This is a genomic window from Aliiroseovarius subalbicans (assembly GCF_022678625.1).
Lineage (GTDB): Bacteria > Pseudomonadota > Alphaproteobacteria > Rhodobacterales > Rhodobacteraceae > Aliiroseovarius_A > Aliiroseovarius_A subalbicans.
This window is the reverse complement of record NZ_JALBYQ010000001.1, coordinates 645,287-659,536: the sequence shown is the minus strand read 5'-3', so window position 1 is coordinate 659,536 and position 14,250 is coordinate 645,287. Positions and strand designations below refer to the sequence as shown.

At 61.7% G+C, this 14,250-nt stretch carries 16 protein-coding genes; 4 read left to right on the top strand and 12 right to left on the bottom strand.

What is annotated here, in order from left to right; translation table 11 throughout:
- The 9 genes from MN188_RS03255 to iscR form a co-directional block, all read right to left on the bottom strand.
- Entirely contained in the window at window positions 1–1,221 is a 1,221-nt protein-coding gene (locus MN188_RS03255) for a cysteine desulfurase (RefSeq protein ID WP_242106108.1), read from the bottom strand.
- Complete coding sequence (locus MN188_RS03250) at window positions 1,221–1,817, bottom strand: Yip1 family protein (protein WP_242106106.1); 597 nt, start codon at window positions 1,815–1,817, stop codon at window positions 1,221–1,223. The genes MN188_RS03255 and MN188_RS03250 overlap by 1 nt, the downstream gene beginning before the upstream one ends.
- Window positions 1,814–2,293 (bottom strand): YIP1 family protein, encoded by a 480-nt coding sequence (locus tag MN188_RS03245; protein WP_242106104.1) that lies wholly within the window; start codon window positions 2,291–2,293, stop codon window positions 1,814–1,816. The genes MN188_RS03250 and MN188_RS03245 overlap by 4 nt, the downstream gene beginning before the upstream one ends.
- A gap of 3 nt (window positions 2,294–2,296) precedes the next feature.
- Window positions 2,297–3,562, bottom strand: a complete 1,266-nt coding sequence (sufD, locus tag MN188_RS03240) for a Fe-S cluster assembly protein SufD (protein WP_242106101.1) — start codon at window positions 3,560–3,562, stop codon at window positions 2,297–2,299.
- A complete protein-coding gene (sufC, locus tag MN188_RS03235; protein ID WP_242106100.1) occupies window positions 3,562–4,317 on the bottom strand; it encodes a Fe-S cluster assembly ATPase SufC in 756 nt (251 codons plus the stop codon). Before sufC ends, sufD begins: the two co-directional genes overlap by 1 nt.
- A gap of 10 nt (window positions 4,318–4,327) precedes the next feature.
- Window positions 4,328–4,639 (bottom strand): heavy metal-binding domain-containing protein, encoded by a 312-nt coding sequence (locus MN188_RS03230; protein ID WP_242106097.1) that lies wholly within the window; start codon window positions 4,637–4,639, stop codon window positions 4,328–4,330.
- Between the two features lie 138 nt (window positions 4,640–4,777).
- Window positions 4,778–6,301: a Fe-S cluster assembly protein SufB gene (sufB, locus tag MN188_RS03225; RefSeq protein WP_242106096.1), complete on the bottom strand. Its 1,524-nt coding sequence runs from the start codon at window positions 6,299–6,301 to the stop codon at window positions 4,778–4,780.
- A 27-nt stretch (window positions 6,302–6,328) separates the two neighbouring features.
- Window positions 6,329–7,369: a cysteine desulfurase family protein gene (locus MN188_RS03220; protein WP_242106094.1), complete on the bottom strand. Its 1,041-nt coding sequence runs from the start codon at window positions 7,367–7,369 to the stop codon at window positions 6,329–6,331.
- 59 nt (window positions 7,370–7,428) lie between these two features.
- Window positions 7,429–7,890, bottom strand: coding sequence for a Fe-S cluster assembly transcriptional regulator IscR (gene iscR, locus MN188_RS03215; RefSeq protein WP_242106092.1), 462 nt, complete (start codon window positions 7,888–7,890; stop codon window positions 7,429–7,431).
- A 156-nt stretch (window positions 7,891–8,046) separates the two neighbouring features.
- On the opposite strand from iscR, the gene MN188_RS03210 reads away from it, so the two are divergent.
- Window positions 8,047–8,700: an alpha/beta hydrolase gene (locus MN188_RS03210; RefSeq protein ID WP_242106083.1), complete on the top strand. Its 654-nt coding sequence runs from the start codon at window positions 8,047–8,049 to the stop codon at window positions 8,698–8,700.
- Window positions 8,701–8,707: 7 nt separating this feature from the next.
- The gene (locus MN188_RS03205) at window positions 8,708–8,941 is read left to right on the top strand and encodes a hypothetical protein (RefSeq protein WP_242106080.1); all 234 of its coding nucleotides are present in this window, start codon (window positions 8,708–8,710) and stop codon (window positions 8,939–8,941) included.
- A 3-nt stretch (window positions 8,942–8,944) separates the two neighbouring features.
- Here the strand turns inward: MN188_RS03205 and MN188_RS03200 are convergent, their stop codons facing one another.
- Window positions 8,945–9,901 carry a TDT family transporter gene (locus tag MN188_RS03200; protein WP_242106079.1) on the bottom strand — a complete coding sequence of 319 codons (957 nt, stop codon included), beginning with the start codon at window positions 9,899–9,901 and terminating at the stop codon, window positions 8,945–8,947.
- Window positions 9,902–10,010: 109 nt separating this feature from the next.
- Here MN188_RS03200 and MN188_RS03195 point away from each other — a divergent pair, with 109 nt between their 5' ends.
- Window positions 10,011–10,793: a VIT1/CCC1 transporter family protein gene (locus MN188_RS03195; RefSeq protein WP_242106077.1), complete on the top strand. Its 783-nt coding sequence runs from the start codon at window positions 10,011–10,013 to the stop codon at window positions 10,791–10,793.
- A gap of 4 nt (window positions 10,794–10,797) precedes the next feature.
- Window positions 10,798–11,376 carry an exonuclease domain-containing protein gene (locus tag MN188_RS03190; RefSeq protein ID WP_242106074.1) on the top strand — a complete coding sequence of 193 codons (579 nt, stop codon included), beginning with the start codon at window positions 10,798–10,800 and terminating at the stop codon, window positions 11,374–11,376.
- An 8-nt stretch (window positions 11,377–11,384) separates the two neighbouring features.
- Here MN188_RS03190 and MN188_RS03185 read toward each other — a convergent pair whose 3' ends face one another.
- Window positions 11,385–12,863 carry a carboxypeptidase M32 gene (locus tag MN188_RS03185; protein ID WP_242106072.1) on the bottom strand — a complete coding sequence of 493 codons (1,479 nt, stop codon included), beginning with the start codon at window positions 12,861–12,863 and terminating at the stop codon, window positions 11,385–11,387.
- A 1-nt stretch (window position 12,864) separates the two neighbouring features.
- The gene (gene ctaA / locus MN188_RS03180) at window positions 12,865–14,007 is read right to left on the bottom strand and encodes a heme A synthase (RefSeq protein ID WP_242106071.1); all 1,143 of its coding nucleotides are present in this window, start codon (window positions 14,005–14,007) and stop codon (window positions 12,865–12,867) included.
- Window positions 14,008–14,250: the final 243 nt, after the last annotated feature.

Genomic DNA, 14,250 nt, shown 5'->3' with positions numbered 1-14,250 from the left:
TCACGCCAACAGGCGATGACACAGCTCCAACCCGTCGATCAGCCGGTCGACCTCATCTGTCGTGTTGTACAGACCGAAACTGGCCCGCGCGGTGGCGGGCACGCCAAGATGCTCCATCAATGGTTGGGCACAATGGTGGCCTGCACGCACCGCGATGCCCTTCTTGTCCAGGATGGTCGAAATGTCATGCGCATGCGCGGCGCCGTCCAGGGTAAGCGAGAAAATCGCTGCCTTGCCAGGGGCTTGCCCCTGGACATTCACCCAGTTCAACCCCTGCAGCCGCTCTGAAGCATAGGCTGCCAGCGCGGCCTCATGCCCGGCGACATTCTCCATGCCCAGATCCATCAGATACTCCAGCGCGACGCCCAGTCCGATGGTCTGAACGATCCCCGGGGTGCCGGCTTCGAATTTTAGCGGCGGGTCGGCATATGTGACCACATCCTTCGATACATCGCGGATCATGTCTCCCCCGCCCAGGAAGGGCCGCATCTCGGCCTGACGATCCGCATGGACATAAATCGCGCCGGACCCAGAGGGGCCATAGAGCTTGTGCCCGGTAATGGCATAGAAATCACAGCCTATATCCTGCACGTCCACCGGCATGTGAACGGCCCCCTGAGAGCCGTCGACCAGCACCGGAACGCCCTTGTCCCGGGCACCCGAACAGATGGTTTTTACATCAACAATTGTTCCTAACACGTTGGAACATTGTGTAACTGCAACCAACCGGGTCTTGGGCCCAATCGCGTCCAGAACCTTTTGCGGGTCCAGCGATCCATCAGCCTCGGGATCGACCCATTTCAGCACGACGCCTTGCCGTTCGCGCAGGAAATGCCACGGCACGATGTTGGCGTGGTGCTCCATCGACGTCAAAAGGATCTCATCCCCGGCCTGCAAACGCGGCATCGCCCAGGCATAGGCGACCATGTTGATCCCTTCGGTGGTGCCGGAGTTCAGAATGATCTCATCTTCAGAGCGCGCGTTCAGGAACCGGGCAATGGTCCCGCGCACGGCCTCGTATTTCTCGGTTGCAAGGTTCGAAAGGTAATGCAAGCCCCTGTGAACATTAGAATATTCCTCGGCATACCCGCGCGTAACTGCGTCGATTACCGGCTGCGGTTTCTGCGCCGAGGCGCCATTGTCGAGATAGCACAGCGGCTGCCCGTTCACCTCACGCGAGAGGATCGGAAAATCAGCGCGAATCTTGCTGACGTCATACATCAGGAAAGTCCCGTTTGGCCCGCGCCCACCCCAAGGATGGCGAGGAAGATTGAAAGGACAAAAATGAACACGGCGACGATCACGATGAGCGCGGCGAACACCAGGCCAACCGATTTGAATCCATGCATTTCAGCCGTGAAGTGACTGATAATCCAGAAGAAAGCCACACCGCCCGCAAGCCAGAGCAGCACCGCGAGCGCGGGCGCAAACAAGCTGAGGACGAGGATGCCAACCTGCACCACCAAGGTCACGAATTCCAGCCAGATCACGGTGACCAGAGCCTGTTCCAGAGTCCCCTGGCCACCAAAGGCCCGCCCGACCAGATAAAGCATGTTTGTGATCACAAACATCGCCCCGCCCTCGACCACCGCTAGCGCGATGTGGTTGGACAGGAACGGTGCGAACATTGCGTCTTCAACCGGGAACACAAGCGAGGCCAGCGTGCCCAGCACGGCGCCGATGGTGATCAGCAACATGAGGATCAGCCACAGTGTATCACGCGGCAGGTTCAGCGCGAACAGGTCACGCGCCACCTTGCGCGGTTCGGGGATCGACTGAAGCGCCATGCCGAACAGGTATCCGAATTCGAATTTCATCCCCACTCAGCCTCGCGAAAGTTGATCGACCAGAACAGAAGAAAGGCCGCAAAACCGATGAAACCAGTCAGAAACACTGCGGGACCGGTCCCGATGAATCCCACGGTCAGCCCCCAGAACAGCCACAGCGGCGAGGCACAGAGCAGCGCCCAGAACAGCGCAAATCGCGCGCGATAGGCGCTTCCGTGTCCCCGCATCGCCCGGGCCAGCAGGTGCATCGTCGTGCCAAGGGCGTAAAGCACCAGCGGCATGATGAAAAGCCAGGCAAACAGCGCGCCACCCAAAAGCGGGTTCAGTTCCTGCCCCGTCTCGAAGGCCAGGCGGGTCAGGCGCGGCCATTGCGCGACGAACACGACGACGCAGCCCCCCATCAGCACCGCCAGCGCGCGATCCTCGCGCGGGCCACCCGCGACCCGGCGCTGAAACACCTCACGCGGGGCGCGGTAGCTTCGCAGGATATCGCGCACCACCGACATGGGTCAGTCGCGCCGCCGTTGCAGCCAAGCATCCAGGCGCGACACCACGTCTTCGGCGATCGCTTCGTCCTCGATCTCATCAATCGCTTCAGCGAGGAAGGCCAACACCAGAAGGTCTGTTGCCAGCACCTCGGGCACTCCGCGCGAGCGCAAATAAAACAGCGCTTCGTCATCGATCGCCCCGGTGGTCGAACCGTGCGAACAGATCACGTCATCGGCGTAAATCTCAAGCTCCGGCTTGGCATAGAACTGTGCATCGTCGTCCAGCAAAAGCGATTGCGATTTCTGGTAACCGTCGGTCTTTTGCGCGTCCGGTTTCACCAGGATCTTGCCCTGGAACACGCCGGTCGCACCGTTGCGCAGCACCTTCTTGAACACCTGACGGCTTTCGCAATTCACCGCGTCATGGGTGATGAAGACGGTATCGTCATGGTGGAATTCTCCGTCACCCATCGCGGCCCCCGCGACATGCGCCACCGCATCATCACCGGTCAGCTCGATCACGCATTCATTGCGGGTCAGGCGGCCGTTCACCGTCATGGTGAAGCTTTTGAACGTGCTTTCACGCCCCAACCGGGCGAAGATATGCGTCACCGCCTGGCGTTCATGATCGCGGCCTTGTGCACGCACATGGTGGAACGCGGCGCCATCGGCCACGTCGACTTCAAGCACCTTGTTGAACCGGGCCGCTGCGGGGCCGTTTTCCAACAGGGTCAGGTCGGCGCCGGCCTCAAGTTTGACCACATGGTGCAGGATCGCGTCCGAGGCGTCGTTTTCATGGCGATAGATCAGCGACACCGGCTTGTCCGCCTTGCCGGTCACCCGGATTAACACGCCGTCGGTGGCATACGCGGTGTTCAGCGCGGCCAGCGGGCGCGCGACCGGTGTCTGGCCGTTCGTCTCCAACGTGCCATAAAGCCCCTTGGCCCAATGAATGTCGGTCTGCGCAGCTGTTTCCAGCCGCTCGATTTCCACCCCGGCCAGTTCCAGCGGGTCCGAGGCGGCGGCGTCAAACACACCGTCAATGAACACGACCTTGACGCGATCGATCCCATCGTAAAGCGGTGCTTCATCGGTGTGGAACACCGCCGCTGGCGCGGGATCGTCCGCGATCAGCGTGTCGGGGCGGGTGTATTTCCAATACTCGTCGCGCCGGCCCGGCAGGCCCATCGCATGCAACCGCGCCTGCGCGTCTTCGCGTGCGGCTTTGGCCCAAGCGCCCGATTGCGGCAGGCTGCGCCCGGTCACATCCGTGTCAGGCAACCCCATCAGGCCATCTCCGCCAGAATGTCGGCATAGCCGTTGTGTTCGACTTCCAGCGCCAGTTCCGGCCCGCCCGATTTCACGATACGACCATTGGCCATGATGTGCACCACGTCCGGTTTGATGTGATCCAGCAGGCGTTGGTAGTGGGTGATCACCAGGAACGAGCGGCCTTTGTCACGCAGTGCGTTCACGCCTTCGGACACCAGCTTCATCGCGTCGACATCCAAACCGGAATCCGTTTCGTCCAGAATGCACATCTTGGGTTCCAGCATCGCCATCTGAAGGATCTCGTTGCGCTTCTTTTCACCGCCCGAAAAGCCCACGTTGACGGGGCGTTTCAACATGTCGGCGTCGATCTTCAGCGTCTTGGCCTTGGCGCGGATCACCTTGAGGAATTCAGTGGCCGACATTTCATCCTGCCCGCGCGCCTTGCGCTGTGCGTTCACAGCCGTGCGCAGGAAGGTCATGTTACCAACACCGGGGATTTCCACCGGGTATTGGAAGGCCAGGAACAGGCCGGCGGCGGCGCGTTCTTCGGCTTCCAACTCCAACAGGTTTTCGTCGTCCAGCGTTGCTTCGCCACCGGTGACCTCATAGCCATCGCGCCCCGACAGCACATAGGACAGTGTCGATTTGCCGGACCCGTTCGGGCCCATGATCGCGTGCACGGCACCGGCGGGCACCTCAAGGTCCACACCTTTGAGGATCTGCTTGTCCTCGTCTTCAAGCTTGACCTTCAAGCCTTTGATATTCAGCATGATTACTTCCTTACGATACGGTGACGGCCGTGCCCGAGGCAGACACCATCAGCATGTTGTTGATCACTTCATAGTCGAGGTCCACGCCCACGACTGCATTGGCGCCCATGCGGGTCGCCTCTTCTTCCATTTCGGCAAGCGCAGTGCGCCGCGCCTTGCCCAATTCCTGTTCATAGGCACCCGAGCGTCCGCCGACGATGTCGCGCACTTGTGCGAAGATATCGCGGAAAATGTTCGCACCCAGAATGGCCTCACCGGTGACGATACCGTGGTAAGCGGTGATCGGTTTGCCCTCGATGGACGGGGTTGTCGTGGTGATCATCGCTTTACCTTTCCGTGCGCGGATAACAAGTGCCTTGCCCCGGCCGCGCTTTCACGCGGGCAGGTTCGGCCCGGTGGTGCCAATGGTGCCGGCCGGTCCAGGCCATCGCGGCCAGTGGCAACAGGAACAGCGCGCCAATCACCCGACGGACCCCTCAAGCGAGATGGCAACCAGCTGCTGCGCTTCCATCGCAAACTCCATAGGCAGCGCCTGCAACACTTCCTTGGCGAAGCCGTTGACGATCAGCGCCACCGCCTCTTCCTCGTCCATGCCGCGCTGGCGGCAATAGAACATCTGTTCATCATCTACCTTGGACGTGGTCGCCTCATGCTCGACCCGGGACGAGTTGTTCTTGACCTCGATGTAAGGCACCGTGTGTGCCCCGCATTGATCACCAATCAATAGACTGTCGCACTGGGTATAATTGCGGCTGTTCTTGGCCTTCGGGTGCATGCTGACCAACCCGCGATAGGTGTTCTGCGCCTTGCCCGCGCTGATCCCCTTGGACACGATGCGCGATTTGGTATCGCGCCCCAGATGCACCATCTTGGTGCCCGTATCGGCCTGCTGGTAGTTATTGGTGATCGCGATCGAGTAGAACTCGCCCTGGCTTTCGGCGCCGCGCAGGATGCAGGACGGGTATTTCCAGGTCACCGCGGACCCGGTTTCCACCTGTGTCCACATGACCTTGGACCGATCACCGCGGCAATCGGCGCGCTTGGTGACAAAGTTATAGATGCCACCTTTGCCGTTTTCGTCCCCGGGGAACCAGTTTTGCACGGTGGAATACTTCACCTCGGCGTCTTCTTCGATGATGATCTCGACCACGGCGGCGTGCAATTGTGCCACGTCGCGCTGCGGCGCGGTGCAACCTTCGAGATAGGACACATAGCTGCCCTTGTCGGCGATGATCAGCGTGCGTTCGAACTGGCCGGTGTTCTCTGCGTTGATGCGGAAATACGTGCTCAGCTCCATCGGGCAGCGCACCCCGGGCGGGATATAGACGAAGGATCCGTCACTGAAGACAGCGGAATTCAGCGTCGCATAATAATTGTCGCTGACCGGAACCACCGAGCCGAGGTATTTCTTCACCAGCTCGGGATGTTCGCGGATCGCTTCCGAGATCGAACAGAAGATAACCCCGGCCTTCTGCAATTCGGCCTGGAACGTCGTGCCTACGGACACGGAGTCAAACACCGCGTCTACCGCGACTTTGCGGCCTTCGGCGGGAATGTCCTCGGCGCCTTCGACGCCGGCAAGGATCATTTGTTCCTTCAACGGAATGCCAAGTTTTTCGTATGTTGCCAACAGCTTGGGGTCGACATCTTCAAGTGACTCCGGTTTCTTTTCCATCGACTTGGGACGGGCGTAATAATACTGATCCTGGAAATCGATCTCAGGATAATTCAGCAGCGCCCAGCTGGGCTCCACCATCTTTTCCCAACGCTCGAACGCGGCCAGACGCCATTCGGTCATCCACTCCGGTTCTTCGTTCTTGTCGGAAATCAGGCGTACGATGTCGGGGTTCACGCCCTTGGGCGCGTATTCCATCTCGATCTCGGTTTCCCAGCCGTATTTGTACTTTCCTGCAAGGGTCTTCACGGCCGCAACCGTTTCTTCCTCGACGCCATCCTTGGCGATCATGTCATCCGTACCGGCCATTGCCACCTCTCATCCGCCCGCCCACGCTCAGCGGCGCGCACGGAATTTCCTGTATTCTCCGGTCCACGCTTCACAAAAGCGCATCACCTCTTCCTCAGTCGTCGTCGGGCCCAAAGACACGCGCACGGCACAAGCCGCATCCGCATCACTGAACCCCATGGCCCGCAGCACCCGCGAGGGTTTCACTTTGCCGCTGGAACACGCAGAGCCCGCCGAAATGGCAAATCCAGCGAGGTCCATAACCATCACCTGTGTCTCACCCTTCCATCCGGGCGTGACGAAACACGAAGTGTTGGGAAGCCTGTTCGCATCAATCCCTACAAAAATAGTCTCTTTTGCAGATTCTGCCAGAGTCTTTTCTAGAATATTTCTAAGTTTCTCGACCCTGGGCCATGTTTCGCCTTCCAAATCGCGCGCGGCGGCCTCGGCTGCGGCGCCAAAACCAACAATGCCGATCAGGTTCTCGGTGCCCGACCGGCGGCCCATCTCCTGCCCGCCCCCGGTGATGCGCGCCTGCACCTCGGTGCCGCGCTTCATCACAAGCGCACCGATGCCCTTCGGCCCGCCCAACTTGTGGGCTGAGATGATCGCCATCGTCGCCCCACACCAGTTGAAGGCAAAGGGCACCTTGCCAAAGACCTGCGTCGCATCGGTCAGAAACAACCCCTCGGGCAGTTCCGGCCGAATACCGGTTTCGCTGTTGGCGGCCTGAAGCGCCGAGGCACCGGGATCCCCCACCGCCACCTGTCCGCGCGCGTCCGCTTGCAAGGCCACGTCGCACCAGGATGCCACCGCGTCATGCTCAAGACCGCTACAGGCTATCCCACGTCCTGCCAGCGCCAGCGCGGCGGCCTCGGTGGCCGAGGAACAGAACACCACATCCGCCCCGTCCGCGCCAAACGCGCGTGCCACCTGCCCGCGGGCGCGTTCGATCAGGCCTTTGGCGGCACGCCCTTCGGCATGCACGCTGGACGGGTTGCCCACCACGTCCATCGCCGCCGTCATCGCGTCGCGTGCTTCGGGCCGCAAAGGCGTGGTCGCATTCCAATCGAGGTATCCGCGCATCACCGCTCTTTCATCTTTCCAAAAACATCTTTGTCGAGGGCAAGAAAATGCCGCAGGGCGGGCTAGTCGTCGTCCACGACATGAAACAGCGTCGGCACAGCGGGACAGGGCGTCAGTTCATTCTGAACCACGTCAGACAGTCGGGTCTGGTGCAGAAACACATAGACATGTGCGCTCAGCCCCTCCCACAACCGGTTCGTCATCGACTGCGCCCTCGACCCGGACACACCACCCGACGCGCCTGCACCGGTGTGCATCGCGGACACTGTTTCATCCACCGCGCCCAGAACATCCGCCACGCGGATCTCGGACGGCGGTTTGGCCAAGCGATAGCCGCCACCAGGCCCGCGAACGCTTTCTACCAGTTCGGCGCGGCGTAGTTTCACGAACAACTGTTCAAGGTAAGGGAGCGAAATATCCTGACGCTTCGATAATTCGGTGAGCGACAGAAGCTCGCCGTCAGATTGCATCGCCAAATCGGTCAGCGCGACCATCGCATAGCGCCCCTTGGTCGACAGCTTCATGGACCTTCTCCCGCATAAACATTGACGAATGCCGTTCCGACACTTAGGTCAGGGGCAACCGCCAAGCGCCGGAAACCAAACCGGCTTTCGCGACCGTATTATGGTGCCCGACAAAATTCGTCAAGAATTCGGGCACGACAGGAGAGACGAGACACGATGCCCGAAGTCATTTTCCCCGGCCCCGAAGGCCGTCTTGAAGGCCGCTATCACCCGCAGAAACAGAAGGACGCGCCGATCGCAATCGTGCTGCATCCGCATCCGCAGTTCGGCGGGACGATGAACAACAAGGTCGTCTACAACCTGCATTATGCATTCTACAACATGGGCTTTACCGTGTTGCGGTTCAATTTCCGCGGCGTGGGGCGATCGCAGGGCGAATATGATCAGGGCGTGGGCGAGCTGTCTGATGCCGCCTCGGCGCTGGACTACCTGCAGTCGATGAACCAGAACGCGAAACATTGCTGGGTCGCGGGATTTTCCTTTGGCGCCTGGATCGGCATGCAGTTGTTGATGCGCCGTCCGGAAATCACTGGATTTATCTCGGTGTCGCCACCCGCGAACATGTATGATTTCAGTTTCTTGGCCCCCTGCCCGTCCTCTGGTCTGATGATCAATGGCACGGCCGACCGCGTCGCGCCGCCAGCCGACACCCACACCCTGGTCGACAAGTTGCACGAACAAAAGGGCATCACCATCACCCACACCGAAGTGGAAGGCTCGGGCCACTTCTTTGAAGAGCCGCACATGGACACAATGATCACCTGTGTCGATGAATATGTGCGCCGCCGCCTGACCGAAACCACACGCTGAGGCCGCCATGGATCTTCTGGAACAGGTGGCCGACGCGCTGGCAAGGGACGTGCTGGAGGCCGAACGTGAGACCGGCGACATCAGCCTGATGGAAGAGGTCAAGAAATCCATTGGCGCATCGTCAACCACGTTGGAAGAAGCGTTTCTGACCGCTGTGCGCATTCGCCGCGCCGAGGCGCGCGGACGTGCCCTTTTGAGTGACCTGGTCCGGGCCCATAAGACGACCAAAGCCGATGGCTAAGGCTTAAGCCCGCGCGGCGCCGGTCTGCGCTGCCAGTTCACCGGTCACCCAAAGCCCCACGAAACGATAGGTCACGAACAGCACGACAGGCGTCGAGACCGCAAGGCCAAGCCCCACGCCCAGTTCGGCGGGCAGGCCAAAACCGCGGGCTACGGCGAGCACCTGCAGGTTCACGAACACTGTTGAGGGAAAGGTGAACGCGGCCCATTGCGGCGACCAGCCCCCGGCGGCCATCCACCGGGCGCGGGTCAGCAAAACAAGGGCGGTCAGCGTGGCGACACCGTAAAACGCCGTGAAAGCCCAGGTGACCTGCAACAGCCCGAACGAGATCGCAAACAACCCCGTCGGGGCCAGAAAGATCGCCAACGTCGGGCGCATTTTTAACGTTGGCGGTTCGCGCAGCGCCTGAAGCGCAAAGCCGATCGTGATCACGCAAAACGGCACCAAAGCAGCCAGTGTCAAAAGGGCGCTTTCGGTCACATAGCCCAGCGGGATGCCCGCAATCGGCCCGACCACGGGCCCGACAAAGGTTAAAAACTGAAACGGCGTAAAAGACCGGTCTTCTTGCGGCTCGCGCCAGATCACCCAGCAAGCCACGGCGCTGGCTCCGACTTGCAGCACCACGCCGGTCCACCACACCTGCGGCACCGACACGCCGAACGGAAGCAGCGCGGCGGCAAACAGCATCATCGACATCGCCGCCGCCGACATCGCCGCGCGGGCGGGCGGGCTGGACAGGTCATCGAACAGAACCGACGGACGCGCGACCATCTTGCGCAAGTAGAACACCAGGAAATACAAGTAGAAGGCCAACGCAAAGCCTAAAAGCAGATCGCCGATTTCGTGCGGAACCGGCAGGACCTCGGCCGCGCTGCGCCAGCCCAGGCCAAGGCCGAACAGCCCCAGGCAGACAAAAAAGACTGCCGGCGGCGTTCGTCGCCAAAGAGGTCGCTCAGGCACCATTACTCACCCGTTTGTAAAGTTCTTCGCCCCCGCGCCCTGCAATCTGGCGTGAGGATGGCGCGAACTTCACCTGGTCCTTTGATACGGCACCACAGTGCCGATCCGCATGCGACGCGACGACGCGCGACTGGTATTCGCCACCACGCAGGCTATGCTTGGCAGGAAAACGAGAGGCACCATGCGCGCTGCGGGCACCCATCACTTCACCGATTACCTCAAACAGGTCGTGTTCGGCGGCAATGACGGCATTGTCACCACCTTTGCCATCGTTGCGGGCTTTGCCGGGGCCGAGGCGCAGGGCGTCGCAGGCTTGGGCGCGTTGGCAGTCCTGATCTTCGGCCTGGCCAACCTGACAGCGGACGCGGTGTCGATGGGGCTGGGCGAGTTTCTGTCGGGCCGATCAAACCGCGACCTGTTTCGCGCCCGCCATGCGTTGGAAACCAACCGGATCGCAGGCAGCCCCGAGGCCGCCGCAATCCGCATGGCCGAGCATTTGAAGACCCAGGGCCTGTCCCCCGACATTGCCCGCCACACGGCCGATCACCTGGCCACCAGCCCGACCCTGATGGCGGATCTGGTGCTGCGCTATGAATACGGCATGGAGGCGCCCGACGCCCACAACCTGCGCGCCCGCGCGTTGATGACCTTCCTGTCCTTCATCGCCTTCGGGGCGATCCCGCTGCTGCCCTTCGTGGTGCTGGACGAAAGCGCGCCGCGCTTTGCCTGGTCGGTGGCCGCGACCGGGGCCGCGCTGGTGGCGCTCGGGCTGCTCAGGTTCACGGCGACCGGCGAAAAGGCGGGCCGCTCGGTGGCGGAAACCGTGCTTTTGGGCGGGCTCTGCGCCGTCGTCGCCTATCTGGCCGGCATGTTTGTCGCTGGTCTGGGATGAACAAGTGATCGCCCCGTCCGGTTCCTATCGTTTCATCGCGCTGGACGTCGAAACCGCCAGCCGCGCCCCGGGGTCGATCTGCCAGATCGGGCTGGGCTGCGTGCGGCCGGACAATTTCGTTGAGACCTTCTCGACCCATGTCGACCCTCAGGTGTCATTCGATCCCTTCAACGTCGAGCTTCACGGGATCGGTCCAGATACGGTCGTCGACGCTCCCTGTTTCGCCGAGGCTTGGGGCGCACTTCTGCCGCTTCTGACCCGGCATCATCTGGTGCAGCACAGCCGCTTTGACCAGATGGCGATCGAGGCCGCCTGCCGGGTGCATGATCTGTCGCGGCCCGAGCTGAGCTGGACCGACAGCGTTAAGATCGCGCGCCGCGCCTGGCCTGAGTTCAAGGGCAATGGCGGTCATGGGTTGGGCCACCTGAAAGACGCGCTGGGGCTGGAATTTCGTCACCACGACGCAGGCGAAGACGCCCGCGCGGCGGCACAGGTGATGGTCCTGGCCGAGGAACGGCTGGGCAAAAGCTTCGCCCAGATTGCCGTGAGCCCATACAAGGCGCAGATCAAGCTTTCCTTGTAAGCCTCGCGTTACAGCCGGTAGATCTCGCCGAACTTCGCCTCAAGATAGCTCAGAAGCGGCTCGACACTGACCGCCTTGCCGGTCGCGCGTTCGATCACCTCTTTCGGCTCATACAGCCCGCCATGCACCTGCACCTTGTCGCGCAGCCACGCCGTCGGAGTCGCCGCCTCGCCTCGCGCCAGATGGTCCGCCAGATCCGGCATCTCGGCCTGCAAAGCCTCGTTCAGGCAGCCGGCATAGACATTGCCCAGCGAATAGGTCGGGAAATAGCCAAACAGCCCCACCGACCAGTGCACATCTTGCAAACAGCCGTTTGACGCACGATCCACCGAGACGCCGAAATCGGCGCGGAAGCGGTCGTTCCACGCCTCTTCCAGGTCCGCCACCGCAAGGTCGCCCGCAATCATTTGGCGTTCGAGGTCGAACCGCAGCATCACGTGCAGGTTATACTGCACCTCGTCGGCCTCGGTGCGAATGAAGCCCGGATGCAGCTTGTTCACCGCGCCATAGAAGGCATCGCGATCCGGCACCGAAAGATCGCCGAATTCCTCGGCCATGCGATCATGCAGCCAGCCGGTGAAGGCCCGCGAGCGCCCCAGCTGGTTCTCATAAATCCGGCTTTGGCTTTCATGCACCCCCATCGACACGCCCTGCCCCAGTGGGGTCAGCAGGTAGGCGCGGTCAATGCCCTGTTCGTAACAGGCATGGCCGGCCTCATGGATGGTGGAGTAAAAGCAGTTGAACGGGTCACTGGCCGAAGTGCGCGTGGTGATGCGCACATCCAGCCCCGAGCCTGAGCTGAAGGGATGCACCGCCTTATCCAGCCGCCCCTGGCTCATGTCATAGCCGAAGGCGCGGGCCAGTTCGCGGGCCAGCTTCATCTGTTTGCGTTCATCGAAATCGCCGGTCACCGTCAGCGGCTGATGCGCCGCCCCCATCGTGGCATCGCGCAGCGCCACAAGGCGCGGGCGCAGCGCGTCAAACATCGCCTGAAGCTCGGTGCCGGTCGCGTTGGGCTCATAATCGTCCAGCAGCGCATCATAGAGATCCCCCCCATCCGACAGCGCCGCCGCCTCTTCGCGCTTCAGCTTCACGATGTTTTCCAACACCGGGCGGAAAGATGCGAAATCATCGGCCGCGCGCGCCTGGGCCCAGTCGCCCTGGGCCACCGACGTGGCGCGCGCAAGTTCGCCCGCCAGCGCCACCGGCACCTTGTTCATCCGTTCATAGGCGCGGCGGATGTGGCGGATGTTGGCGCGGCCCACATCGTCCAGCGCGGCCTCTTCGACCTTGGCCAGCCAATCGCCCACCTTCGGGTCCGAACGGCGCCCATGCAGCACATGCTCGATCGCGCCCATTTCCTCGGCCCGCTGTGGGGCGGCGCCGCGCGGCATCACGGTTTCCTGGTCCCAGCCCAACCGGCCTGCGACCTGCGCCAGCGCCTGCGTATCGCGCTCATACGCGATCAGTTCATCATAGGCCGCCATGTCAGTTCCTCACAGATTGTTCGGTGGGATAGCCCGCGCCGAAGCGGGCGTTCAGGGTCAGAACCCAGACCAGGATGGCCCCGATCTGATGGGTGATCGCGATGTGCAGGGGCGCGGCGTAAAGCACGGTAAAGATGCCCAAAAGCGCCTGGGTCACCACCATCACCGTCACCAGCGTGAAAGCCTGGCGCGTCACCGGGTTGGGCGACTTGCGCGACACTCGCCACAGGACCAGCGCGAAAATGAAAAGAAGATAGCCGACGATCCGGTGCATGAATTGCACCAACCCCGCGTTTTCAAACAGGTTGCGCCAGACCGGCGTGATGTCGAAGGCGTCAGGCGGGAACACCTGCCCTGCCATCCACGGCCAGTCGACAAAGGACCGCCCGGCGTCGATCCCGGCCACCAAGGCGCCCAGCAAGATCTGCAAGAACGCGAGATGCAACAAGCCGGTCGACATGCCAAACAGCTTGCGTTCACGCCCGCGACGGGCCTGCATCAAGGCAGCCTCGTTGCGGCCCAGAAGCAACAAGTACCAGGTGATCAGCCCCAGGATGACGAAGGCCAGGCCCAAATGGGTCGCCAGGCGATAGGACGCCACGTCCACCATTTCACCGGTCAGGCCCGAGGACACCATCCACCAGCCAATCGCCCCCTGTGCGCCGCCAAGGGCGCCCAGACCCAGCAAACGCGTGGTCCAGCCGTTGGGAATGCGTTTGGTGGCCAGGAAGAACAGAAACCCGACAGCCCAGACCAGGCCCACGAAGCGGCCCAACTGACGGTGGCCCCATTCCCACCAATAGATCGCCTTGAAATCCTCAAGCGACATGCCGCGGTTCTGAAGCTGATATTCCGGACTGGCCTGGTATTTGTCGAACTCGACCACCCAGTCGGCGGCGTTCATCGGCGGCAAAGCCCCACCCACCAGGTTCCACTCGGTGATCGACAGACCGGAATCTGTCAGCCGGGTCAACCCGCCGACCACGACCATCGCGGCGACCAGAACGAACAGGATCATCAGCCAGACCCGGATCGCGCCACGGCCACGGCCACCGCCCCCGCGTTCGATCGCTCCTTTTTCAAGGTTTAGCCGGGTGCCGGCCTCATCGCTCACTTCCTCGAATATGCTGCGCGGTTGGGCCATGGTTTTGGTGTCCTGTTTCGCCGTCTTGTTTGCGCGCGATCATCCTTTACTTCGCCCGCCGCGTAAAGCCTTGAATGGCCCGGGGATGACGCGCGCCACCAGGGAATCTTTCAAAGATTTCGGGGCGGTTTCTTTGAAAGAAAACGGGGGTGTGGGGCCCCTTTTGGTTGCCCCATGACCACCCCCGATGATATGGTGACGGGAACAAGATATAGTGTGCGCGGCACAGGAATGGCGGACAAC